The sequence below is a fragment of the Pseudomonas hefeiensis genome, assembly GCF_030687835.1.
In the GTDB taxonomy this organism is placed as follows: Bacteria; Pseudomonadota; Gammaproteobacteria; order Pseudomonadales; family Pseudomonadaceae; genus Aquipseudomonas; species Aquipseudomonas hefeiensis.
In genome coordinates this window covers 5,710,207-5,729,535 of the sequence record NZ_CP117449.1, presented here as the reverse complement: position 1 = coordinate 5,729,535, position 19,329 = coordinate 5,710,207, and the positions used below count along the sequence as shown (strand labels likewise).

Genomic DNA, 19,329 nt, shown 5'->3' with positions numbered 1-19,329 from the left:
TTCAGCCCTTTAGGCAAGGAGTTAATTGTCGTGGCTAAAGAAAAATTTGATCGTTCCCTACCGCACGTCAACGTTGGCACCATTGGTCACGTTGACCACGGTAAAACCACTCTGACTGCTGCTCTGACTCGCGTCTGCTCCGAAGTTTTCGGTTCGGCCGTTGTTGCTTTCGACAAAATCGACAGCGCTCCGGAAGAAAAGGCTCGTGGTATCACCATCAACACCGCGCACGTTGAATACAACTCGCTGATCCGTCACTACGCTCACGTTGACTGCCCAGGTCACGCTGACTATGTGAAGAACATGATCACCGGTGCTGCCCAGATGGACGGTGCTATCCTGGTTTGTTCGGCCGCTGATGGTCCGATGCCACAAACCCGTGAGCACATCCTGCTGTCCCGTCAGGTAGGCGTTCCGTACATCGTTGTCTTCCTGAACAAGGCTGACATGGTTGACGACGCTGAGCTGCTGGAACTGGTTGAGATGGAAGTGCGCGACCTGCTGAGCACTTACGACTTCCCAGGTGATGACACTCCGATCATCATCGGTTCGGCTCTGATGGCTCTGAACGGCCAAGACGACAACGAAATGGGCACCACTGCCGTTCGTAAGCTGGTTGAGACTCTGGACAGCTACATTCCAGATCCAGTCCGTGTTATCGACAAGCCGTTCCTGATGCCAATCGAAGATGTATTCTCGATCTCGGGTCGCGGTACTGTTGTAACCGGTCGTATCGAGCGCGGTATCGTCAAGGTTCAGGATCCACTGGAAATCGTTGGTCTGCGTGACACCACCGTCACCACCTGCACCGGTGTTGAAATGTTCCGTAAGCTGCTCGACGAAGGTCGTGCTGGCGAGAACTGCGGCGTTCTGCTGCGTGGTACCAAGCGTGACGACGTTGAGCGTGGCCAGGTTCTGGTTAAGCCAGGTTCGGTTAAGCCGCACACCAAGTTCGAAGCTGAAGTGTACGTTCTGAGCAAGGAAGAAGGCGGCCGTCATACTCCGTTCTTCAAAGGCTACCGTCCACAGTTCTACTTCCGGACCACTGACGTGACCGGTAACTGCGAACTGCCGGAAGGCGTTGAAATGGTAATGCCGGGCGACAACATCAAAATGGTTGTCACCCTGATCAAGACCATCGCAATGGAAGACGGTCTGCGTTTCGCTATCCGTGAAGGCGGTCGTACCGTCGGCGCTGGCGTCGTAGCCAAAATCATCGAGTAAGCTCTTTTTCAGCAAGCTTTGATGAATTGAAAAAGCCCTCGCTTAGCGGGGGCTTTTTTATTGGGTTGACACCTATATGGGTCGTCTATAGAATTGCGCCTCCTTTTAACGGGCGTATTGCGCTCGGTGGGAATAGCAGCCGGAGTCTGAAATCCAATGCAAAATCAGCAAATCCGTATCAGGTTGAAGGCTTTTGACCATCGCCTGATCGACCAATCCACCCAGGAAATCGTGGAAACCGCGAAACGTACTGGTGCTCAAGTGCGTGGTCCAATTCCACTGCCTACCCGTAAAGAACGGTTCACCGTTCTGGTCTCCCCGCACGTCAACAAAGACGCGCGTGACCAGTACGAGATCCGTACTCATAAGCGCGTTCTGGACATCGTCCAGCCAACGGATAAAACCGTTGATGCACTTATGAAGCTTGATCTTGCGGCCGGTGTGGAAGTGCAGATCAGCCTCGGCTAAGACTCGGTCTTGGTCGTGTAACGCTCTGAAATGGGCGGCCATAGCGGGTGAAAGCCCCGTACACTCATGAGGTTTACAACATGACTATTGGTGTAGTCGGTCGTAAATGCGGTATGACCCGTATTTTCACCGAAGAAGGTGTCTCCATTCCGGTCACGGTCATTGAGATCGAGCCGAATCGCGTCACCCAGTTCAAAACTGAAGAGACCGATGGCTATCGTGCAGTGCAAGTCACTGTCGGCGAGCGTCGTGCTTCGCGTGTAACAGCTGCTCAAGCTGGCCACTTCGCCAAGGCGAACGTTGCCGCTGGTCGTACCGTAATGGAATTCCGCCTTGAAGAAGGCGAGTACCAGGCCGGCGATCTGATCAACGCTGAAATCTTCGCTGCTGGTCAACTGGTTGATGTAACCGGTCAGTCCAAGGGTAAAGGCTTCCAGGGTACGATCAAGCGTTGGAACTTCCGCGGGCAAGATAATACCCACGGTAACTCCGTATCCCACCGCGTTCCAGGCTCTATCGGCCAGTGCCAGACTCCTGGTCGTGTATTCAAGGGCAAAAAAATGTCCGGTCATATGGGCGCTGAGCGCGTGACCGTGCAGTCCCTCGAAGTAGTGCGCGTGGACGCTGAACGCAATCTGTTGTTGGTCAAGGGCGCTGTTCCTGGCGCTACTGGCGGCAACTTGGTTGTACGTCCAGCAGCCAAGGCTCGCGGTTAAGGGGAAGCTGACATGCAATTAAATGTAAATGACGCTCAAGCGATCGAAGTTTCCGAACTGACATTTGGCGGCGAATTCAACGAGACGCTGGTTCACCAAGCAGTCGTGGCCTACATGGCTGGCGGCCGTCAAGGTAGCAAGCAGCAAAAGACCCGTTCCGACGTTTCTGGTGGCGGTAAGCGCCCATGGCGTCAGAAAGGTACTGGCCGTGCTCGTGCCGGTACTATCCGTAGCCCAATCTGGCGTGGCGGCGGTACCACTTTTGCAGCTCGTCCTCAGGATCACTCCCAGAAGCTGAACAAGAAGATGTATCGCGCAGCAATGCGTTCCATCCTTGCTGAGCTGGTGCGTACTGATCGTCTGGTCGTGGTTCAGGACTTCGCTGTTGAAGCACCGAAAACCAAAGATCTGCTGAACAAGCTGAACGGCATGGGCCTGACTGATGTCCTGATCGTGTCTGACGCTGTTGATCAGAACCTGTACCTGGCTGCTCGCAACCTGCCACACGTTGATGTTCGTGACGTGCAAGGTTCCGATCCGGTCAGTCTGATCGCATACGACAAGGTGTTGATCACCGTGTCGGCCGTGAAGAAATTCGAGGAGCTGCTGGGATGAACCAGGAACGCGTATTTAAAGTTCTGCTTGGCCCGCACGTTTCCGAGAAGGCTACGGTTCTGGCAGACAAGAAAGGCCAGTTCGTTTTCAAGGTTGCTACTGACGCAACCAAGCTGGAAATCAAGAAGGCCGTCGAAAGCCTGTTCAGCGTGAAAGTAGAGCGCGTTACTACCCTGAACGTTCTGGGTAAGAGCAAGCGTACTGCTCGCGGTCTGGGCAAGCGTAATGACTGGAAGAAGGCAGTTATCTCCCTTCAACCAGGCCAAGATCTCGATTTCAGCAGCAGTGCTGAGTAAGGAAGGGGTGCATCATGGCAATCGTTAAATGCAAACCGACTTCCCCTGGCCGCCGTTTTGTGGTCAAGGTGGTCAACCAGGAGCTGCATAAAGGCGCTCCTCACGCACCGCTGCTCGAGAAAAAATCGAAGTCTGGTGGTCGTAACAACAATGGCCGTATTACCACTCGTCACATCGGTGGTGGTCATAAGCAGCATTATCGTCTGGTCGACTTCCGTCGTAACGACAAGGATGGCATCGCTGCCACCGTCGAGCGTATCGAATACGATCCAAACCGTACTGCTCACATCGCTCTGCTGTTGTACGCAGATGGCGAGCGTCGCTACATCATCGCCCCTAAAGGCGTGAGTGCTGGCGACCAGCTGATCGCAGGTGCTTTGGCGCCGATCAAGCCGGGCAACGCTCTGCAACTGCGTAACATTCCAGTTGGTAGCACCGTACACGGCATCGAATTGAAGCCAGGTAAAGGCGCGCAGATCGCTCGTTCCGCTGGTGCTTCGGCTCAGCTGATCGCTCGTGAAGGTGTCTACGTGACCCTGCGTCTGCGTTCTGGTGAGATGCGTAAAGTACTGGCTGAGTGCCGTGCGACCCTGGGCGAAGTCTCGAACTCCGAGCACAGCCTGCGTTCGTTGGGTAAAGCTGGTGCCAAGCGCTGGCGTGGCGTTCGCCCAACCGTTCGTGGTGTTGCCATGAACCCGGTTGACCACCCACATGGTGGTGGTGAAGGTCGTACCTCTGGTGGTCGTCATCCGGTATCGCCATGGGGCTTCCCGACTAAGGGCGCGAAGACTCGTGGTAATAAGCGTACCGACAAAATGATCGTCCGTCGTCGCAAGTAAATAGAGGGATACGACAGTGCCACGTTCTCTGAAAAAAGGTCCTTTTATTGATCTTCACCTACTGAAGAAGATCGAAGTGGCGGCGGAAAAGAACGATCGCAAACCAGTTAAGACCTGGTCGCGTCGTTCGATGATCCTGCCACAAATGGTCGGTCTGACCATCGCAGTACACAACGGTCGCCAACACGTCCCAGTTCTCGTTAACGAAGACATGGTCGGCCACAAACTGGGCGAGTTTGCCGGTACCCGCACATACCGTGGGCACGTGGCTGACAAGAAAGCCAAGCGTTAAGGGGTAAGGAAATGGAAGTAGCCGCTAAGTTGTCGGGCGCTCGAATCTCCGCCCAGAAAGCCCGCTTGGTCGCCGACCAGATCCGCGGGAAGAAGGTGGGCGAAGCGCTCAACCTGTTGGCTTTCAGCAGTAAGAAAGCCGCCGAGATCATGAAGAAAGTGCTGGAGTCGGCCGTAGCCAACGCCGAGCATAACGAAGGCGCAGACGTTGATGACCTGAAGGTCAGCACCGTTTTCGTCAACGAAGGGCGTTCGCTGAAGCGCATCATGCCACGTGCCAAAGGCCGTGCTGATCGCATCGTCAAGCGGTCTTGCCATATCACTGTCAAGGTTGCTGACAAGTAACGGAGTCGAAGAGATGGGTCAGAAAGTACATCCCATTGGCATTCGCCTGGGAATCGTCAAGGAGCACACCTCCGTCTGGTACGCAGACGGTCGGACTTATGCGGACTACTTGTTCGCTGATCTGAAGGTGCGTGAGTATCTCCAAGACAAACTAAAAAGCGCGTCCGTAAGCCGTATCGATATCCATCGTCCGGCGCAGACTGCACGCATCACCATCCACACCGCTCGTCCAGGTATCGTTATCGGGAAGAAAGGTGAAGATGTTGAGAAGCTGCGTCAGGACCTGACCAAGCAAATGGGTGTGCCTGTGCACATCAATATCGAAGAGATCCGCAAGCCGGAGCTCGACGGTATGCTGGTTGCGCAGAGCGTAGCTCAGCAGCTGGAGCGTCGCGTAATGTTCCGTCGCGCTATGAAGCGCGCTGTACAGAACGCAATGCGCATTGGTGCCAAAGGCATCAAAATCCAAGTGAGCGGTCGTCTCGGCGGTGCTGAAATTGCACGTACTGAATGGTATCGCGAAGGGCGTGTGCCACTGCACACTCTGCGTGCCGACATCGACTATGCCAACTACGAAGCTCACACCACCTATGGTGTGATCGGTGTAAAGGTTTGGATCTTCAAAGGCGAAGTAATTGGTGGTCGCCAAGAAGAACTGAAGCCACAAGCACCAGCGCCTCGTAAAAAAGCTGCTAAGTAAGGGGTACGCCAAATGTTGCAACCAAAGCGTACGAAGTTCCGCAAGCAGATGACCGGTCACAACCGTGGCCTGGCATTGCGCGGTAGCAAAGTCAGCTTCGGCGAGTTCGCGCTGAAGTCTGTTGCTCGTGGTCGTCTCACCGCTCGTCAGATCGAGTCAGCGCGTCGTGCTCTGACCCGTCACGTAAAACGTGGCGGCAAGATCTGGATCCGTGTATTCCCGGACAAGCCTGTCACCAAGAAGCCACTCGAAGTTCGGATGGGTAAAGGTAAGGGTAACGTGGAGTACTGGGTTGCCCAGATTCAGCCAGGCAAAGTCCTGTATGAAATCGAGGGTGTTTCTGAAGAGCTGGCGCGTGAGGCTTTCGCCCTGGCTGCTGCAAAGCTGCCGCTCGCCACCTCCTTTGTTAAACGGACGGTGATGTGATGAAAGCGAATGAACTTCGTGAAAAATCAGCACAGCAGCTGAACGAGCAACTGCTCGGCCTGCTGCGCGACCAGTTCAATCTGCGTATGCAGAAAGCAACTGGCCAGTTGGGGCAGTCTCATCTGCTCTCGCAAGTTAAGCGTGACATCGCTCGCGTGAAAACTGTGCTCAACCAGCAGGCAGGTAAGTAATCATGGCTGAAGCCGAAAAAACTGTCCGTACGCTGACTGGCCGTGTTGTCAGCGACAAGATGGACAAAACCATCACCGTTCTGATCGAGCGTCGCGTTAAGCACCCGATCTACGGTAAATACGTTAAGCGTTCGACTAAGCTGCACGCGCACGACGAAACCAATCAGTGCCACATCGGCGACAAAGTCACTATTCGTGAAACTCGTCCGATGGCCAAGACCAAGTCTTGGGCGCTGGTTGATGTTCTCGAACGCGCTGTGGAAGTCTAAGGGCTAGGGGTCGGAGAAATTATATGATTCAGACTCAATCCATGCTCGATGTGGCCGATAACAGCGGCGCTCGCCGTGTTATGTGCATCAAGGTGCTGGGTGGCTCCCATCGTCGTTACGCTGGTATTGGTGACATCATCAAAGTTACCGTCAAGGAAGCAATTCCTCGCGGTAAGGTGAAGAAAGGCCAAGTGATGACTGCTGTTGTAGTCCGCACTCGCCACGGTGTTCGTCGCGCTGACGGCTCCATCATCCGCTTTGATGGCAACGCTGCTGTTCTGTTGAACAACAAGCAAGAGCCAATTGGCACCCGTATCTTTGGGCCAGTGACCCGTGAGCTTCGTACTGAGAAGTTCATGAAGATCGTCTCGCTCGCCCCAGAAGTGCTGTAAGGAGATCCGACATGCAAAAGATTCGTCGTGACGACGAGATCATCGTGATCGCCGGCAAGGACAAGGGTAAGCGCGGTAAGGTGCTGAAGGTTCTCGCTGACAACCGTCTGGTTGTTGGTGGTCTGAACCTGGTCAAGCGTCATACCAAGCCTAACCCGATGTCGGGCGTACAGGGCGGTATCGTCGAGAAAGAAGCGCCACTGCACGCTTCCAACGTCGCCATTTTCAACGGCGAAACCAACAAGGCTGACCGCGTTGGTTTCAAAGTAGAAGACGGTAAGAAAATTCGTGTCTTCAAGTCGACCCAAAAAGCGGTTGATGCTTGAACACTGCTAGGTAGAAGACCATGGCACGACTAAAAGAGATTTACCGGAAGGAAATCGCACCGAAGCTTAAGGAAGAACTTAAGCTTTCGAACGTGATGGAAGTTCCGCGCGTTACCAAAATCACCCTGAACATGGGTCTGGGCGAAGCGATCGGCGACAAAAAAGTCATCGAACACGCTGTTGCTGACCTGGAAAAGATCACCGGTCAGAAAGTCGTTGTGACTTACGCTCGGAAATCCATCGCTGGCTTTAAAGTCCGTGAAGGTTGGCCGATCGGCGTCAAAGTGACCCTGCGTCGTGAGCGTATGTACGAGTTCCTGGATCGTCTGCTGTCGATCTCCCTGCCTCGGGTTCGCGACTTCCGCGGCCTGAATGCCAAGTCCTTCGATGGTCGTGGCAACTACAGCATGGGCGTAAAAGAGCAGATCATTTTCCCGGAAATCGATTACGACAAGATCGATGCTCTCCGCGGTCTGGACATTACCCTGACCACCACTGCTCGGACGGATGATGAAGGTCGCGCACTGCTGCGCGCTTTCAAATTCCCGTTCCGCAACTGATTGGAGTAGGAAAATGGCCAAGAAGAGCATGAAGAACCGTGAGCTGAAGCGTCAGCTCACCGTTGCCAAGTACGCCACCAAGCGTGCAGCGCTGAAAGCTATCATCGTTGATCTGAACGCAAGTCCAGAAGCGCGTTGGGAAGCTACCGTAGCGCTGCAGAAGCAGCCACGTGACGCAAGCGCTTCGCGCATGCGTAACCGCTGCCGCCTGACTGGTCGTCCGCACGGCGTTTACCGCAAGTTCGGCCTCGGCCGTAACATGCTGCGTCAAGCTGCAATGCGTGGTGACGTTCCAGGTCTGGTTAAAGCCAGCTGGTAAGCAATGTCAGAGTCTCGGTGTTCAGAGTCGCAAGATCCTGACCGCCGGTGACCTCGAACTTGAATCAAGCCCCTTTTGGGGCTTGATTCATTTGTGGGGTGTGTCTAGAATACCCGGCTCGCCTGAGCCCGTGCTTTTATCGCGCGGATGTGCTCGGCGACACGTAGTAGCCGAAAGGCTAATTTTTTGTGTATTAGGAGCGTCTAGCCCATGAGTATGCAGGACCCGTTAGCGGACATGCTAACTCGTATCCGTAATGCCCAGATGGCTGAAAAGTCCGTCGTAAGCATGCCATCTTCTACTTTGAAGGTAGCTGTTGCCAAAGTCCTGAAGGACGAAGGTTACATTGCGGGTTATCAGATCAGCAGCGAAATCAAGCCACTGCTGTCCATCGAGCTGAAGTACTTCGAAGGCCGTCCGGTCATCGAGGAAGTGAAGCGCGTTAGCCGTCCAGGCCTGCGTCAGTACAAGTCCGTCGAGGATCTGCCAAAAGTTCGTGGCGGTCTCGGTGTGTCTATCGTCTCCACCAACAAGGGTGTGATGACGGATCGTGCTGCGCGCGCTGCCGGTGTCGGCGGCGAAGTTCTTTGCACTGTGTTCTAAGGGGGGATAAGCATGTCACGCGTCGCTAAGAACCCCGTTAAGCTGCCAGCCGGTGTCGAAGTCAAATTCGCAGGCCAACAGCTTTCGGTGAAGGGTGCCAAGGGCACTCTGCAACTGAACATCCATTCGTCCGTTGAGATCGTTGAAGAAGCTGGTGAGCTGCGTTTCGCTGCTCGCAATGGCGATCAACAGACTCGCGCAATGGCTGGTACCACTCGTGCGTTGGTAAACAACATGGTCCAAGGCGTAAGCCAAGGCTTCGAGCGCAAGCTCCAGCTGGTCGGTGTTGGTTACAAGGCGCAAGCAAAAGGCACAGTGCTGAACCTGGCTCTTGGCTTCTCGCACCCAGTGGATTATGAACTGCCGGAAGGCATCACCGCTGAGACTCCTAGCCAGACCGATATCCTGATCAAGGGCATCGACAAGCAGCTGGTAGGTCAAGTGGCCGCCGAGATCCGCGACTTCCGTCCACCAGAGCCGTACAAAGGCAAAGGTGTGCGCTACGCGGACGAAGTCGTCCGTCGTAAAGAAGCCAAGAAGAAGTAGGGCATAGCAAATGACCGACAAAAAAGTTACTCGACTGCGTCGCGCTCGCAAAGCACGCCTGAAAATGCACGAACTCGAAGTCGTGCGTCTCTGCGTGTTCCGCTCGTCGCAGCACATCTACGCCCAGGTCATTTCGGCCGACGGCAACAAAGTCCTGGCAAGTGCCTCGACTTTGGATAAAGAACTGCGTGATGGTGCCACTGGCAACATCGACGCGGCCACTAAGGTTGGCCAGCTGGTCGCTACGCGTGCTAAAGCCGCTGGCGTCTCGCAGGTGGCTTTCGACCGCTCTGGCTTCAAGTACCACGGCCGCGTCAAGGCGCTGGCTGATGCTGCTCGTGAAGCTGGGCTGGAGTTCTAAGTTATGTCAAATAACGACCAAAAGCGCGACGAAGGCTACATCGAGAAGCTGGTTCAAGTTAACCGCGTAGCCAAAACCGTTAAAGGCGGCCGTATCTTCACTTTCACCGCGTTGACCGTGGTAGGTGATGGTAAAGGGCGTGTTGGCTTCGGCCGTGGCAAGTCGCGTGAAGTGCCTGCTGCGATCCAGAAGGCAATGGAAGCTGCTCGCCGCAACATGATCCAGGTTGATCTGAACGGCACCACTCTGCAGTACGCAATGAAGTCTGCCCATGGCGCTTCGAAGGTGTACATGCAGCCTGCTTCTGAAGGTACCGGTATCATCGCTGGCGGCGCTATGCGTGCTGTCCTCGAAGTTGCCGGCGTTCAGAACGTTCTGGCCAAGTGCTACGGCTCGACTAACCCGGTAAACGTGGTTCACGCCACTTTCAAGGGTTTGAAAGCAATGCAGTCTCCTGAATCCATTGCCGCCAAGCGTGGCAAAAGCGTCAAGGAGATCTTCTGATCATGGCTACCGTAAAAGTTACGCTGATCAAAAGCATGACCGGCCGCATCCCTAACCACAAACTGTGCGTTAAGGGTTTGGGTCTGCGTCGCATCGGTCACACTGTAGAGGTCCTGGATACTCCCGAGAATCGCGGGATGATCAACAAGGCCTACTACATGCTGCGTGTAGAGGGTTAATCGATGAAACTCAATGATCTGAGTCCAGCGCCGGGTTCCCGTCGCGAAAAGCATCGTCCGGGCCGTGGTATTGGTAGTGGTTTGGGCAAGACCGGTGGCCGTGGCCACAAAGGTCAAACCTCCCGCTCCGGTGGCACCATTGCTCCAGGCTTTGAAGGCGGTCAACAGCCGCTGCATCGTCGTCTGCCGAAGTTCGGTTTCGTTTCCCTGAAGGCCATGGACCGCGCAGAAGTGCGTCTGTCCGAGCTGGCTAAAGTGGATGGCGATATCGTCACCGTGCAGTCCCTGAAGGATGCCAACGTGATCAACCAGAACGTACAGCGTGTGAAAATCATGCTGTCGGGCGAAGTTGCTCGCGCTGTCACCATCGGAAAGGGAATCGGCGCCACCAAAGGTGCGCGTGCGGCTATCGAAGCAGCTGGCGGCAAGTTCGAGGAATAAATGGCTAAGCAAGGTGCTCTCTCTGCGCTCGGCAAAGGCGGTATGTCTGAACTCTGGGCTCGTCTGCGTTTTCTGTTCCTGGCGATTATCGTCTACCGAATAGGCGCACACATCCCGGTTCCAGGTATCAACCCGGACCGACTCGCGGACCTGTTTCGACAGAATGAGGGGACCATTCTTAGCTTGTTCAACATGTTTTCCGGCGGTGCGCTGGAGCGGATGAGTATCTTTGCACTGGGGATCATGCCGTATATCTCGGCATCGATCATCATGCAACTGATGACCGCCGTCAGCCCACAGCTGGAACAGTTGAAGAAGGAAGGTGAAGCTGGCCGTCGCAAGATCAGCCAGTACACCCGCTACCTCACCGTCGTCCTTGCTCTTGTTCAGGCCGTTGGCATGTCCATCGGTCTGGCGGGGCAGGGCGTAGCGTTCACTGGTGACTTTGGCTTCCATTTCGTCGCGGTAACCACGTTTGTGGCGGGTGCGATGTTCATGATGTGGCTGGGTGAGCAGATTACTGAGCGTGGTGTTGGCAACGGTATCTCGATGTTGATTTTCGCAGGTATCGTCGCCGGTCTTCCGAGAGCGATCGGGCAGTCTTTCGAGTCTGCACGTCAGGGTGACATCAACATTTTCGCCCTGGTTGCTATCGGTTTGCTGGCAGTAGCGATTATCGGTTTCGTGGTGTTCATTGAGCGTGGTCAGCGTCGCATTGCTGTTCACTACGCCAAGCGTCAGCAGGGCCGCAAGGTATTTGCTGCGCAGACTAGCCACTTGCCGCTGAAGGTGAATATGGCCGGTGTTATCCCGGCTATTTTTGCGAGCAGCATTTTGCTGTTCCCGGCTTCGCTGGGTGCCTGGTTTGGTCAGTCTGAAGGTATGGGCTGGCTGCAGGACATCTCGCAGTCGATCGCTCCTGGTCAGCCGTTGAATATTCTGCTGTTTAGTGCAGGGATTATTTTCTTCTGCTTCTTCTATACGGCGTTGATGTTCAATCCGAAAGACGTAGCGGAAAACCTGAAGAAGTCCGGTGCCTTTATTCCGGGTATCCGTCCAGGCGAGCAGTCGGCGCGCTACATTGATGGCGTTTTGACTCGTTTGACCTTGTTCGGTGCTCTCTATATGACGGCCGTCTGCTTGCTTCCCCAGTTCCTGGTGGTTGCGGCAAACGTTCCGTTCTACCTTGGCGGGACCTCGTTGCTGATCGTGGTCGTGGTTGTGATGGACTTCATGTCCCAAGTACAATCGCACCTCGTTTCGCACCAGTACGAATCCCTGATGAAGAAAGCCAACCTGAAGGGCTACGGCAGCGGCATGTTGCGCTGAGTAGCGTCCATAAGGTTCGAGGAGTTGGTGATGAAAGTTCGTGCATCGGTGAAAAAGCTGTGCCGTAACTGCAAGATTATTCGCCGCGAAGGCGTTGTTCGGGTAATTTGCAGCGCGGAACCGCGTCACAAACAGCGCCAAGGCTGAGTGTGATTGTGCTTTAAGCCCGGCAGCTAGTGCGCTGCCGGGTTGATTATTTGTTATTACAGCGATATTATCTCGCGCCCTATTTCTTGGCTTCCGGGGCGTAGGTAGCTGTCAATTGGAGTCCCACTGAATGGCCCGTATTGCAGGCGTTAACATTCCAGATAACAAGCATACTGTTATCTCGCTGACCTACATCTATGGTGTTGGTCGCACTACTGCACAGAAAATTTGTGCAGTCTCTGGGGTCAACCCAGCGGCAAAGATCAAAGATCTGAGCGACGAGCAGATTGAACAGCTGCGTGGCGAAGTGGCGAAGTTCACCACTGAAGGTGACCTGCGTCGCGAAATCAACATGAAAATCAAGCGCTTGATGGACCTCGGTTGCTATCGCGGTCTGCGTCATCGTCGTGGTCTTCCAGTACGCGGTCAGCGTACCAAGACCAACGCGCGTACCCGTAAAGGTCCGCGTAAGCCGATCCGCAAGTAATCGCCCCAGCGAATCGACAGGAATTTAATCATGGCAAAACCTGCTGCTCGTCCTCGTAAAAAAGTTAAAAAGACAGTGGTTGATGGCATCGCCCACATCCATGCTTCTTTTAACAACACCATCGTGACCATTACCGACCGTCAAGGTAACGCTCTTTCCTGGGCAACCTCCGGTGGTTCGGGTTTCCGCGGTTCCCGCAAGTCCACCCCGTTCGCTGCTCAGGTAGCTGCTGAGCGTGCTGGTCAAGCTGCGCTGGAATACGGCCTGAAAAACCTCGACGTTAACGTCAAGGGTCCAGGTCCAGGTCGTGAATCCGCAGTCCGCGCTTTGAACGGCTGTGGCTACAAGATCGCCAGCATCACCGACGTGACGCCAATCCCGCACAACGGGTGCCGTCCGCCGAAGAAGCGCCGCGTGTAATCCAGGAGATTGTAAAGAATGGCTCGTTACATTGGTCCAAAATGCAAACTCGCTCGTCGCGAAGGCACCGATCTCTTTCTGAAGAGCGGCGTGCGCGCGATCGAATCGAAGTGCAACATTGAAGCAGCACCTGGTATCCACGGCCAACGCCGCGGCCGCCAGTCCGATTACGGCACCCAACTGCGTGAAAAGCAGAAGGTCCGTCGTATCTATGGCGTTCTCGAGCGTCAATTCAGCGGCTACTACAAAGAAGCTGCTGGCAAGAAGGGCGCAACCGGCGAAAACCTGTTGCAACTGCTCGAATGCCGTCTGGACAACGTTGTATACCGTATGGGTTTCGGTTCTACTCGTGCCGAATCCCGTCAGCTGGTATCGCACAAGTCGATCAGCGTTAACGGTCAGACCGTAAACGTTCCGTCCTACCAGGTTCGTGCTGGTGACGTGGTTGCTGTTCGCGAGAAAGCAAAGAACCAACTTCGCATTGTCCAAGCTCTCGATCTGTGTGCCCAACGTGGCCGCGTAGAATGGGTAGAAGTAGACACTGAGAAGAAGTCGGGCGTTTTCAAGAACGTTCCTGCTCGCAGTGATCTGTCCGCCGACATCAACGAAAGCCTGATTGTCGAGCTCTACTCCAAGTAAGGGCTAGAAAATAGGTGCATCCATGCAGATTTCGGTAAATGAGTTCCTGACACCCCGCCATATTGATGTGCAGGTTGTCAGTCCAACCCGCGCCAAGATCACACTCGAGCCTCTCGAGCGTGGTTTTGGCCACACCCTGGGCAACGCGCTGCGCCGCATCCTGTTGTCCTCAATGCCTGGCTGTGCAGTAGTCGAGGCCGAAATTGACGGTGTGCTCCATGAGTACAGCGCCATCGAAGGTGTACAGGAAGATGTAATTGAAATCCTGTTGAACCTTAAAGGCCTGGCTATCAAGCTGCACGGTCGTGACGAAGTTACGCTGACCTTGTCGAAGAAGGGTTCGGGGGTGGTTACCGCTGCCGATATTCAGCTGGATCATGATGTCGAGATCGTTAACCCCGATCACGTAATCGCTAACCTGGCGTCTAACGGCGCCCTGAACATGAAGCTCACCGTAGCTCGTGGTCGTGGTTATGAACCGGCAGACTCGCGTCAGAGCGATGAAGACGAAAGCCGCAGCATCGGTCGCTTGCAGCTTGACTCTTCGTTCAGCCCGGTTCGCCGTATCGCATACGTGGTGGAAAACGCCCGTGTCGAACAGCGTACTAACCTGGACAAGCTGGTTATTGATCTGGAAACCAACGGTACCCTGGATCCTGAAGAGGCCATTCGCCGCGCTGCAACCATCCTGCAACAGCAGTTGGCTGCGTTCGTCGACCTCAAGGGTGACAGTGAGCCAGTGGTTGTCGAGCAGGAAGACGAGATCGATCCGATCCTGCTTCGCCCGGTTGACGATCTGGAACTGACTGTACGTTCGGCTAACTGCCTTAAGGCGGAAAACATCTACTACATCGGCGACCTGATTCAGCGCACCGAAGTAGAGCTGTTGAAGACTCCGAACCTTGGCAAGAAATCCTTGACTGAAATCAAGGACGTTCTGGCCTCCCGCGGTCTGTCCCTCGGCATGCGCCTCGACAACTGGCCGCCTGCAAGTCTTAAGAAGGACGACAAGGCGACTGCCTGATCGTCGTAATCACCGAACGTTGTGTTTGGTAAGGAATGAACCATGCGTCATCGTAAAAGTGGTCGTCACCTGAGCCGCACCAGCTCGCACCGCAAGGCCATGTTCCAAAACATGGCGGTGTCGCTGTTCGAGCACGAGCTGATCAAAACTACACTGCCGAAAGCCAAAGAACTGCGCCGCGTTGCTGAGCCGCTGATCACTTTGGCCAAGACAGACAGCCTGGCTAACCGCCGTCTGGCTTTCGACCGTACTCGCTCGAAAGCTATCGTTGGTAAGCTCTTCAACGACCTGGGCAAGCGTTATGCTACCCGTGAGGGTGGCTACCTGCGCATCCTCAAGTGCGGTTTCCGCGCTGGCGACAACGCGCCTATGGCGTACGTCGAGTTGGTTGATCGTGCTACCAGCGGTGAAGCTGTATCCGCTGAGTAAGACGGCAACATACAAAAAACCGGGCCTAGTGCCCGGTTTTTTGTGTGCGGTCGAAAAAATGTAACCGTCCGGGCAACACACCTTCCTGACACCGTCGCTTGAGGCGATGGTGTCCACCTAAATTTAAGTGGACACCATTTTTAGCCTTTTTAAGCGGACGCCTATGCCACAAGAACGCCGTTCCTATTCAAAGTCCTTCAAGGCCCAGGTCATCGCCGAATGCGCGCAGCCTGACACCTCGATCGCTAATGTCGCGTTGACCCACAACCTCAACGCCAACCTCGTCCATAAATGGATACGCGTGCATGCGCAGAAAAACCTGACACTTCAAACCGCCTTCATCCCGGTCAAGACATCGCCGCCGGTGCCGATGCATCAGGCCCTTCCTGCCACGATCCGAATCGAAGTGCCGCATCCAAAAGGCGTAGTCGTGGTGAGTTGGCCGGCAGAAAATGCAGCGGCGTGTTCTGCTTTCCTGCGAGACCTGCTGCGATGATCCGCATCGACTCCATCTGGCTCGCCACCGAGCCCATGGACATGCGCGCCGGCACTGAAACTGCGCTGGCGCGGGTCGTGGCGGTGTTCGGTGCGGCGAAGCCGCACTGTGCTTATCTGTTTGCCAACCGTCGTGCCAATCGCATGAAAGTGCTGGTGCATGATGGCTTGGGGATTTGGCTTGCTGCCCGGCGCTTAAATCAAGGACGTTTCTTTTGGCCTGGCGTGCGGCACGGCTCTGAAGTCGAGCTGGATGCAGAGCAACTTCAAGCCTTGGTGCTCGGCTTACCTTGGCAACGCGTCGGTTCCGGAGGAGCCATCACGGTGCTCTAACTCGCCTGCCATGGCCTGCTTGCCAGCGCAATTGGCGCATCAGTCTATCGCCGCCCATAGCCCTCTCTGGCAAAATCGGCGGCATGACTTCGCATCCGAATCTCGATCAATTAAACCCTGAAGAACTGCGTGCTTTGGCGGCGCAGTTGATCCAGCGCGTCGAGACGATGGACAAGCAGATCAATCATCAAAAGTCGGTCAACGAGAAGCTGGCCCACGAGATCGCGCTGCTCAAGCGCTTCAAGTTTGCCAAACGCAGCGAGCAACTAAGTCCAGATCAGGCCAGCTTGCTCGACGACTTGATCGATACTGATATTGCCGCTATCGAAGCCGAGCTTGAGGCGCTGCAACCGACACCCGTCGAAGCCAAAGTGCGCCAGCAACCTAAGCGCGCAGCGCTGCCGCCGCAATTTCCTCGCACGCTGATCCATCACGAACCGGACAACAGCCATTGCCAGTGCGGCTGTGCTCTCAAGCGCATCGGCGAAGAGGCCAGTGAAAAACTCGACTACACGCCCGGCGTGTTCACCGTCGAGCGTCACATCCGTGGGAAATGGGCCTGCGAGCAGTGCGAAACGCTAATCCAGGCGCCGGTACCGGCGCACGTCATCGACAAAGGCATACCGACCGCAGGCCTGCTGGCCCATGTCATGGTGGCCAAGTTCGCTGATCATTTGCCGCTGTATCGTCAGGAAAAAATCTTCGGTCGCGCCGGGCTGCCCATCGCCCGTTCGACCTTGGCGCAGTGGGTGGGCAACTGCGGCGTGCAACTCCAACCACTAGTCGATGCGCTGCGCGAAGCCGTGCTGACGCACGGCATCGTTCACGCCGACGAGACGCCGGTACAAATGCTGACGCCTGGCGCTAAAAAAACTCATCGCGCTTATGTCTGGGCCTATGCCACCAGTCAGTTCTCCGACCTGGCGGCGGTCGTTTACGACTTCAGCCCAAGCCGCGCTGGCGAACATGCCCGAGCCTTCCTGGGCAGTTGGAACGGCAAGCTGGTCTGCGATGACTTTGCCGGCTACAAGGCAGGCTTTGAACTGGGCGTCACGGAGATCGGCTGCATGGCCCATGCCCGCCGAAAGTTCTTCGACTTGCATGCGACCAACAAGAGCCAGATCGCCGAAAAAGCGCTGCACTACATCGCGGCCTTGTACGAAGTTGAACGAGAAGTCCGCGAGCTGGAACTGGGTGATCGACAGCGAATACGGCAGGAAAAAGCAGCGCCAATCGCCGACGCACTTCATACCTGGATGACCGCCCAAAGACAGCTTGTGCCTGAGGGTTCGGCCATCGCCAAGGCCCTGGATTACAGCCTCAAACGCTGGATAGCGCTGACGCGCTATCTCGATGACGGTGCTGTGCCCATCGATAATAACTGGTGCGAGAATCAAATCCGCCCGTGGGCTCTTGGGCGCTCGAACTGGCTGTTCGCGGGCTCGTTACGCAGCGGTAAACGTGCGGCGGCGATCATGAGTTTGATCCAGTCGGCGCGGCTCAACGGACATGATCCGTATGCTTACTTGAAGGATGTTCTTACACGCCTGCCGACGCAGCGTGCGAGTGAGATAACCGAGCTGTTGCCGCACAGGTGGGCGCCCGTTTAATCACACAAGGTGTGTTGGGCGGACGCTTACGAAAAAATGAAGGTGCGCTTCGCCTGGTTTCGCGCTGCCAACAGGCGTCATTAGATAATGACTATCGATATCCATGATTTAATGAATTTGGATACTGTCACTATCATGATCAATACTCCTTTCCAGCCGATTAGCCGGCAGTTCGAAGACCGACCTAGGAAGATTGAGCATGAGCCAGACCAAAACGCTTACGACCGCCAGCGGCGCTCCTGTCGCCGATAACCAGAACTCTCGCTCCGCTGGCCCGCGTGGCCCGCTGTTGCTCGACGACTTCCACCTTATCGAGAAGCTCGCTCACTTCAATCGCGAGAACATTCCCGAGCGCCGTGTACACGCCAAGGGATCGGGCGCTTACGGCACATTTACCGTAACCCGGGATATCACCCAGTACACCAGCGCCAAGCTGTTTGAGTCGGTTGGCAAGCAGACCCCAACGTTCCTGCGCTTTTCCACCGTGGGCGGTGAGCGTGGCTCTGCTGATACTGAGCGCGATCCACGTGGTTTCGCCCTGAAGTTCTACACCGAGGAAGGTAACTGGGACATCGTGGGTAACAACACCCCAGTGTTCTTCATCCGCGATCCGCTGAAATTCCCCGACTTCATCCACACCCAGAAGCGTCTGCCCCAAAGCAATCTGAAAAGCGCCCAAATGATGTGGGATTTCTGGTCGCATTCGCCGGAGGCGTTGCACCAGGTCACCATTCTGTTCTCTGATCGTGGCATCCCCGATGGCTACCGTCACATGCACGGCTTTGGCAGTCACACCTACAGCCTGATCAGCGCCCAAGGTGAGCGTCACTGGGTGAAATGGCACTACAAGACCAAGCAAGGGATCAAGAACCTGGCGCCGGCTGAAGCTGCACGCCTGGCGGGTACCGACCCGGATTACGCTCAGCGTGATCTGTTCAATGCGATCGAGCGTGGTGATTTCCCGAAATGGAGCGTCTGCATCCAGATCATGAGCGAGGCCCAAGCCGCGGCCCACTACGAGAACCCTTTCGACGTGACCAAGACCTGGTCGCAGAAAGAGTTTCCGTTGATTGAGGTCGGCGAACTGGAGCTCAACCGTAACCCGCTGAACTACTTCGCTGAGGTTGAGCAGGCGGCATTCGGGCCGAGCAATATGGTTCCAGGGGTTGGCCTTTCGCCGGATCGCATGCTGCAAGGTCGTGTATTCGCTTACGCTGATGCGCACCGCTACCGTGTGGGCACCAATCATCAGCAATTGCCAGTCAACGCGCCGCGCAACCCGGCCAACACTTACCAGCGCGACGGTGCCATGGCGTTCGGCAGCAATGGTGGTGCCGCCCCAAACTACGAGCCAAACAGCTACGCCGAGGCCCCTAAGCAGGCTCCGCGTTATGCAGAGCCAGCCTTGGTGCTCGGTGGTTCGGCAGACCGTTACGATCACCGCGAAGATACCGACTACTACAGTCACGCCGGTGCGCTGTTCCGCTTGATGAATGATGCGCAGAAAGCCCTGCTGATCAGCAACATCGCGGGTGCAATGGCCGGCGTATCGGCGGATGTCGTCGATCGTCAGTTGCAGCACTTCTTCAAGGCGGATGTCGCTTATGGTGAAGGCATCGCGAAAGCATTGGGCGTACAGCTTAACTAAGTCTAAACGAGAAGCAGAACCGCCCTCAATTGGGCGGTTTTTGCGTTATTTAACCGGTTTTTCTCGGATTTTCTTCGCTTTTATTGCGATAGGCGAGTGACCTTGTGGTCAGCTTGGGTCAAACTAGAGCCTTCAAAGCTTGTGGAGATGTAGGGCG

At 55.4% G+C, this 19,329-nt stretch carries 33 protein-coding genes; all 33 read left to right on the top strand.

The genetic code is table 11. The annotated features are described in order from the left end of the window. The first annotated feature begins 30 nt into the window (after positions 1–30). The 33 genes from tuf to PSH57_RS25770 all read left to right on the top strand — a co-directional run bounded on the left by tuf (position 31) and on the right by PSH57_RS25770 (position 19,172). The gene (gene tuf / locus PSH57_RS25930; RefSeq protein WP_052909674.1) at positions 31–1,224 is read left to right on the top strand and encodes an elongation factor Tu; all 1,194 of its coding nucleotides are present in this window, start codon (positions 31–33) and stop codon (positions 1,222–1,224) included. Between the two features lie 156 nt (positions 1,225–1,380). Next, a complete protein-coding gene (rpsJ, locus tag PSH57_RS25925) occupies positions 1,381–1,692 on the top strand; it encodes a 30S ribosomal protein S10 (RefSeq protein ID WP_003186070.1) in 312 nt (103 codons plus the stop codon). 80 nt (positions 1,693–1,772) lie between these two features. Further along, entirely contained in the window at positions 1,773–2,408 is a 636-nt protein-coding gene (gene rplC / locus PSH57_RS25920; RefSeq protein ID WP_003186059.1) for a 50S ribosomal protein L3, read from the top strand. Positions 2,409–2,420: 12 nt separating this feature from the next. Beyond that, positions 2,421–3,023, top strand: a complete 603-nt coding sequence (gene rplD, locus PSH57_RS25915; protein ID WP_003186057.1) for a 50S ribosomal protein L4 — start codon at positions 2,421–2,423, stop codon at positions 3,021–3,023. Beyond that, positions 3,020–3,319 carry a 50S ribosomal protein L23 gene (rplW, locus tag PSH57_RS25910; RefSeq protein WP_002555488.1) on the top strand — a complete coding sequence of 100 codons (300 nt, stop codon included), beginning with the start codon at positions 3,020–3,022 and terminating at the stop codon, positions 3,317–3,319. Before rplD ends, rplW begins: the two co-directional genes overlap by 4 nt. Positions 3,320–3,333: 14 nt before the next feature. Beyond that, positions 3,334–4,158, top strand: coding sequence for a 50S ribosomal protein L2 (gene rplB, locus PSH57_RS25905; protein WP_003186055.1), 825 nt, complete (start codon positions 3,334–3,336; stop codon positions 4,156–4,158). 16 nt (positions 4,159–4,174) lie between these two features. After that, positions 4,175–4,450, top strand: coding sequence for a 30S ribosomal protein S19 (gene rpsS / locus PSH57_RS25900; protein WP_002555486.1), 276 nt, complete (start codon positions 4,175–4,177; stop codon positions 4,448–4,450). Between the two features lie 11 nt (positions 4,451–4,461). Then, complete coding sequence (gene rplV / locus PSH57_RS25895; RefSeq protein WP_003103908.1) at positions 4,462–4,794, top strand: 50S ribosomal protein L22; 333 nt, start codon at positions 4,462–4,464, stop codon at positions 4,792–4,794. 13 nt (positions 4,795–4,807) lie between these two features. After that, a complete protein-coding gene (rpsC, locus tag PSH57_RS25890) occupies positions 4,808–5,494 on the top strand; it encodes a 30S ribosomal protein S3 (RefSeq protein WP_003176422.1) in 687 nt (228 codons plus the stop codon). Positions 5,495–5,506: 12 nt separating this feature from the next. Further along, complete coding sequence (gene rplP / locus PSH57_RS25885) at positions 5,507–5,920, top strand: 50S ribosomal protein L16 (RefSeq protein ID WP_003186052.1); 414 nt, start codon at positions 5,507–5,509, stop codon at positions 5,918–5,920. Beyond that, positions 5,920–6,111, top strand: a complete 192-nt coding sequence (rpmC, locus tag PSH57_RS25880) for a 50S ribosomal protein L29 (protein WP_002555481.1) — start codon at positions 5,920–5,922, stop codon at positions 6,109–6,111. The genes rplP and rpmC overlap by 1 nt, the downstream gene beginning before the upstream one ends. 2 nt (positions 6,112–6,113) lie before the next feature. After that, on the top strand, positions 6,114–6,380 hold the full coding sequence (rpsQ, locus tag PSH57_RS25875) for a 30S ribosomal protein S17 (protein WP_003194644.1): 267 nt from the start codon (positions 6,114–6,116) through the stop codon (positions 6,378–6,380). 23 nt (positions 6,381–6,403) lie between these two features. Beyond that, positions 6,404–6,772 carry a 50S ribosomal protein L14 gene (rplN, locus tag PSH57_RS25870; protein WP_002555479.1) on the top strand — a complete coding sequence of 123 codons (369 nt, stop codon included), beginning with the start codon at positions 6,404–6,406 and terminating at the stop codon, positions 6,770–6,772. Positions 6,773–6,783: 11 nt separating this feature from the next. Further along, positions 6,784–7,098 carry a 50S ribosomal protein L24 gene (gene rplX / locus PSH57_RS25865; protein ID WP_003186046.1) on the top strand — a complete coding sequence of 105 codons (315 nt, stop codon included), beginning with the start codon at positions 6,784–6,786 and terminating at the stop codon, positions 7,096–7,098. Between the two features lie 20 nt (positions 7,099–7,118). Then, positions 7,119–7,658, top strand: coding sequence for a 50S ribosomal protein L5 (gene rplE / locus PSH57_RS25860; RefSeq protein WP_003186044.1), 540 nt, complete (start codon positions 7,119–7,121; stop codon positions 7,656–7,658). 13 nt (positions 7,659–7,671) lie between these two features. Continuing rightward, complete coding sequence (gene rpsN / locus PSH57_RS25855) at positions 7,672–7,977, top strand: 30S ribosomal protein S14 (protein WP_003186042.1); 306 nt, start codon at positions 7,672–7,674, stop codon at positions 7,975–7,977. Between the two features lie 210 nt (positions 7,978–8,187). Beyond that, on the top strand, positions 8,188–8,580 hold the full coding sequence (rpsH, locus tag PSH57_RS25850; protein ID WP_017848802.1) for a 30S ribosomal protein S8: 393 nt from the start codon (positions 8,188–8,190) through the stop codon (positions 8,578–8,580). Between the two features lie 12 nt (positions 8,581–8,592). After that, positions 8,593–9,126 carry a 50S ribosomal protein L6 gene (rplF, locus tag PSH57_RS25845; RefSeq protein ID WP_003186039.1) on the top strand — a complete coding sequence of 178 codons (534 nt, stop codon included), beginning with the start codon at positions 8,593–8,595 and terminating at the stop codon, positions 9,124–9,126. Between the two features lie 10 nt (positions 9,127–9,136). Then, positions 9,137–9,487, top strand: coding sequence for a 50S ribosomal protein L18 (gene rplR, locus PSH57_RS25840; protein ID WP_003186037.1), 351 nt, complete (start codon positions 9,137–9,139; stop codon positions 9,485–9,487). 3 nt (positions 9,488–9,490) lie between these two features. Continuing rightward, positions 9,491–9,991, top strand: a complete 501-nt coding sequence (gene rpsE, locus PSH57_RS25835; protein ID WP_003186035.1) for a 30S ribosomal protein S5 — start codon at positions 9,491–9,493, stop codon at positions 9,989–9,991. 2 nt (positions 9,992–9,993) lie between these two features. Beyond that, complete coding sequence (gene rpmD, locus PSH57_RS25830; protein WP_003186033.1) at positions 9,994–10,170, top strand: 50S ribosomal protein L30; 177 nt, start codon at positions 9,994–9,996, stop codon at positions 10,168–10,170. Between the two features lie 3 nt (positions 10,171–10,173). Further along, positions 10,174–10,611 (top strand): 50S ribosomal protein L15, encoded by a 438-nt coding sequence (gene rplO / locus PSH57_RS25825; RefSeq protein WP_003186032.1) that lies wholly within the window; start codon positions 10,174–10,176, stop codon positions 10,609–10,611. Further along, complete coding sequence (secY, locus tag PSH57_RS25820; RefSeq protein WP_047229771.1) at positions 10,612–11,940, top strand: preprotein translocase subunit SecY; 1,329 nt, start codon at positions 10,612–10,614, stop codon at positions 11,938–11,940. It abuts the gene before it with no gap. 30 nt (positions 11,941–11,970) lie between these two features. After that, the gene (rpmJ, locus tag PSH57_RS25815; RefSeq protein WP_002555468.1) at positions 11,971–12,087 is read left to right on the top strand and encodes a 50S ribosomal protein L36; all 117 of its coding nucleotides are present in this window, start codon (positions 11,971–11,973) and stop codon (positions 12,085–12,087) included. A 130-nt stretch (positions 12,088–12,217) separates the two neighbouring features. Beyond that, positions 12,218–12,574, top strand: a complete 357-nt coding sequence (gene rpsM / locus PSH57_RS25810) for a 30S ribosomal protein S13 (RefSeq protein ID WP_047229770.1) — start codon at positions 12,218–12,220, stop codon at positions 12,572–12,574. Positions 12,575–12,604: 30 nt separating this feature from the next. Next, the gene (rpsK, locus tag PSH57_RS25805; protein WP_002555466.1) at positions 12,605–12,994 is read left to right on the top strand and encodes a 30S ribosomal protein S11; all 390 of its coding nucleotides are present in this window, start codon (positions 12,605–12,607) and stop codon (positions 12,992–12,994) included. Between the two features lie 18 nt (positions 12,995–13,012). Beyond that, on the top strand, positions 13,013–13,633 hold the full coding sequence (rpsD, locus tag PSH57_RS25800) for a 30S ribosomal protein S4 (RefSeq protein ID WP_003176404.1): 621 nt from the start codon (positions 13,013–13,015) through the stop codon (positions 13,631–13,633). A 22-nt stretch (positions 13,634–13,655) separates the two neighbouring features. Beyond that, positions 13,656–14,657, top strand: coding sequence for a DNA-directed RNA polymerase subunit alpha (locus tag PSH57_RS25795; protein WP_003186012.1), 1,002 nt, complete (start codon positions 13,656–13,658; stop codon positions 14,655–14,657). Between the two features lie 42 nt (positions 14,658–14,699). Further along, on the top strand, positions 14,700–15,086 hold the full coding sequence (gene rplQ, locus PSH57_RS25790) for a 50S ribosomal protein L17 (RefSeq protein WP_003186009.1): 387 nt from the start codon (positions 14,700–14,702) through the stop codon (positions 15,084–15,086). Positions 15,087–15,249: 163 nt separating this feature from the next. Then, on the top strand, positions 15,250–15,582 hold the full coding sequence (gene tnpA, locus PSH57_RS25785) for an IS66-like element accessory protein TnpA (RefSeq protein ID WP_130208237.1): 333 nt from the start codon (positions 15,250–15,252) through the stop codon (positions 15,580–15,582). Further along, on the top strand, positions 15,579–15,914 hold the full coding sequence (gene tnpB / locus PSH57_RS25780) for an IS66 family insertion sequence element accessory protein TnpB (RefSeq protein ID WP_017279403.1): 336 nt from the start codon (positions 15,579–15,581) through the stop codon (positions 15,912–15,914). Before tnpA ends, tnpB begins: the two co-directional genes overlap by 4 nt. 83 nt (positions 15,915–15,997) lie before the next feature. Further along, the gene (tnpC, locus tag PSH57_RS25775) at positions 15,998–17,524 is read left to right on the top strand and encodes an IS66 family transposase (protein WP_305389529.1); all 1,527 of its coding nucleotides are present in this window, start codon (positions 15,998–16,000) and stop codon (positions 17,522–17,524) included. Positions 17,525–17,723: 199 nt separating this feature from the next. After that, positions 17,724–19,172, top strand: coding sequence for a catalase (locus tag PSH57_RS25770; protein WP_305386161.1), 1,449 nt, complete (start codon positions 17,724–17,726; stop codon positions 19,170–19,172). Positions 19,173–19,329: the final 157 nt, after the last annotated feature.

Excerpts from the sequence above, each read along its gene's own strand:
- PSH57_RS25770 (WP_305386161.1), top strand. The coding sequence starts at position 17,724 with ATGAGCCAGACCAAAACGCTTACGACCGCCAGCGGCGCTCCTGTCGCC.
- tnpC (WP_305389529.1), top strand. The coding sequence starts at position 15,998 with ATGACTTCGCATCCGAATCTCGATCAATTAAACCCTGAAGAACTGCGT.
- rplW (WP_002555488.1), top strand. The coding sequence starts at position 3,020 with ATGAACCAGGAACGCGTATTTAAAGTTCTGCTTGGCCCGCACGTTTCC.
- rplQ (WP_003186009.1), top strand. The coding sequence starts at position 14,700 with ATGCGTCATCGTAAAAGTGGTCGTCACCTGAGCCGCACCAGCTCGCAC.
- rpsJ (WP_003186070.1), top strand. The coding sequence starts at position 1,381 with ATGCAAAATCAGCAAATCCGTATCAGGTTGAAGGCTTTTGACCATCGC.
- rplO (WP_003186032.1), top strand. The coding sequence starts at position 10,174 with ATGAAACTCAATGATCTGAGTCCAGCGCCGGGTTCCCGTCGCGAAAAG.
- rpsK (WP_002555466.1), top strand. The coding sequence starts at position 12,605 with ATGGCAAAACCTGCTGCTCGTCCTCGTAAAAAAGTTAAAAAGACAGTG.
- rplD (WP_003186057.1), top strand. The coding sequence starts at position 2,421 with ATGCAATTAAATGTAAATGACGCTCAAGCGATCGAAGTTTCCGAACTG.
- rpsQ (WP_003194644.1), top strand. The coding sequence starts at position 6,114 with ATGGCTGAAGCCGAAAAAACTGTCCGTACGCTGACTGGCCGTGTTGTC.
- rplE (WP_003186044.1), top strand. The coding sequence starts at position 7,119 with ATGGCACGACTAAAAGAGATTTACCGGAAGGAAATCGCACCGAAGCTT.
- rpsC (WP_003176422.1), top strand. The coding sequence starts at position 4,808 with ATGGGTCAGAAAGTACATCCCATTGGCATTCGCCTGGGAATCGTCAAG.
- rpmJ (WP_002555468.1), top strand. The coding sequence starts at position 11,971 with ATGAAAGTTCGTGCATCGGTGAAAAAGCTGTGCCGTAACTGCAAGATT.
- rplB (WP_003186055.1), top strand. The coding sequence starts at position 3,334 with ATGGCAATCGTTAAATGCAAACCGACTTCCCCTGGCCGCCGTTTTGTG.
- rpmD (WP_003186033.1), top strand. The coding sequence starts at position 9,994 with ATGGCTACCGTAAAAGTTACGCTGATCAAAAGCATGACCGGCCGCATC.
- rpsM (WP_047229770.1), top strand. The coding sequence starts at position 12,218 with ATGGCCCGTATTGCAGGCGTTAACATTCCAGATAACAAGCATACTGTT.
- rpsE (WP_003186035.1), top strand. The coding sequence starts at position 9,491 with ATGTCAAATAACGACCAAAAGCGCGACGAAGGCTACATCGAGAAGCTG.
- rplP (WP_003186052.1), top strand. The coding sequence starts at position 5,507 with ATGTTGCAACCAAAGCGTACGAAGTTCCGCAAGCAGATGACCGGTCAC.
- rplX (WP_003186046.1), top strand. The coding sequence starts at position 6,784 with ATGCAAAAGATTCGTCGTGACGACGAGATCATCGTGATCGCCGGCAAG.
- rplV (WP_003103908.1), top strand. The coding sequence starts at position 4,462 with ATGGAAGTAGCCGCTAAGTTGTCGGGCGCTCGAATCTCCGCCCAGAAA.
- rplC (WP_003186059.1), top strand. The coding sequence starts at position 1,773 with ATGACTATTGGTGTAGTCGGTCGTAAATGCGGTATGACCCGTATTTTC.
- rpsD (WP_003176404.1), top strand. The coding sequence starts at position 13,013 with ATGGCTCGTTACATTGGTCCAAAATGCAAACTCGCTCGTCGCGAAGGC.
- tnpB (WP_017279403.1), top strand. The coding sequence starts at position 15,579 with ATGATCCGCATCGACTCCATCTGGCTCGCCACCGAGCCCATGGACATG.
- secY (WP_047229771.1), top strand. The coding sequence starts at position 10,612 with ATGGCTAAGCAAGGTGCTCTCTCTGCGCTCGGCAAAGGCGGTATGTCT.
- tnpA (WP_130208237.1), top strand. The coding sequence starts at position 15,250 with ATGCCACAAGAACGCCGTTCCTATTCAAAGTCCTTCAAGGCCCAGGTC.
- rpsN (WP_003186042.1), top strand. The coding sequence starts at position 7,672 with ATGGCCAAGAAGAGCATGAAGAACCGTGAGCTGAAGCGTCAGCTCACC.
- PSH57_RS25795 (WP_003186012.1), top strand. The coding sequence starts at position 13,656 with ATGCAGATTTCGGTAAATGAGTTCCTGACACCCCGCCATATTGATGTG.
- rpmC (WP_002555481.1), top strand. The coding sequence starts at position 5,920 with ATGAAAGCGAATGAACTTCGTGAAAAATCAGCACAGCAGCTGAACGAG.
- rplN (WP_002555479.1), top strand. The coding sequence starts at position 6,404 with ATGATTCAGACTCAATCCATGCTCGATGTGGCCGATAACAGCGGCGCT.
- rplR (WP_003186037.1), top strand. The coding sequence starts at position 9,137 with ATGACCGACAAAAAAGTTACTCGACTGCGTCGCGCTCGCAAAGCACGC.
- rplF (WP_003186039.1), top strand. The coding sequence starts at position 8,593 with ATGTCACGCGTCGCTAAGAACCCCGTTAAGCTGCCAGCCGGTGTCGAA.
- rpsH (WP_017848802.1), top strand. The coding sequence starts at position 8,188 with ATGAGTATGCAGGACCCGTTAGCGGACATGCTAACTCGTATCCGTAAT.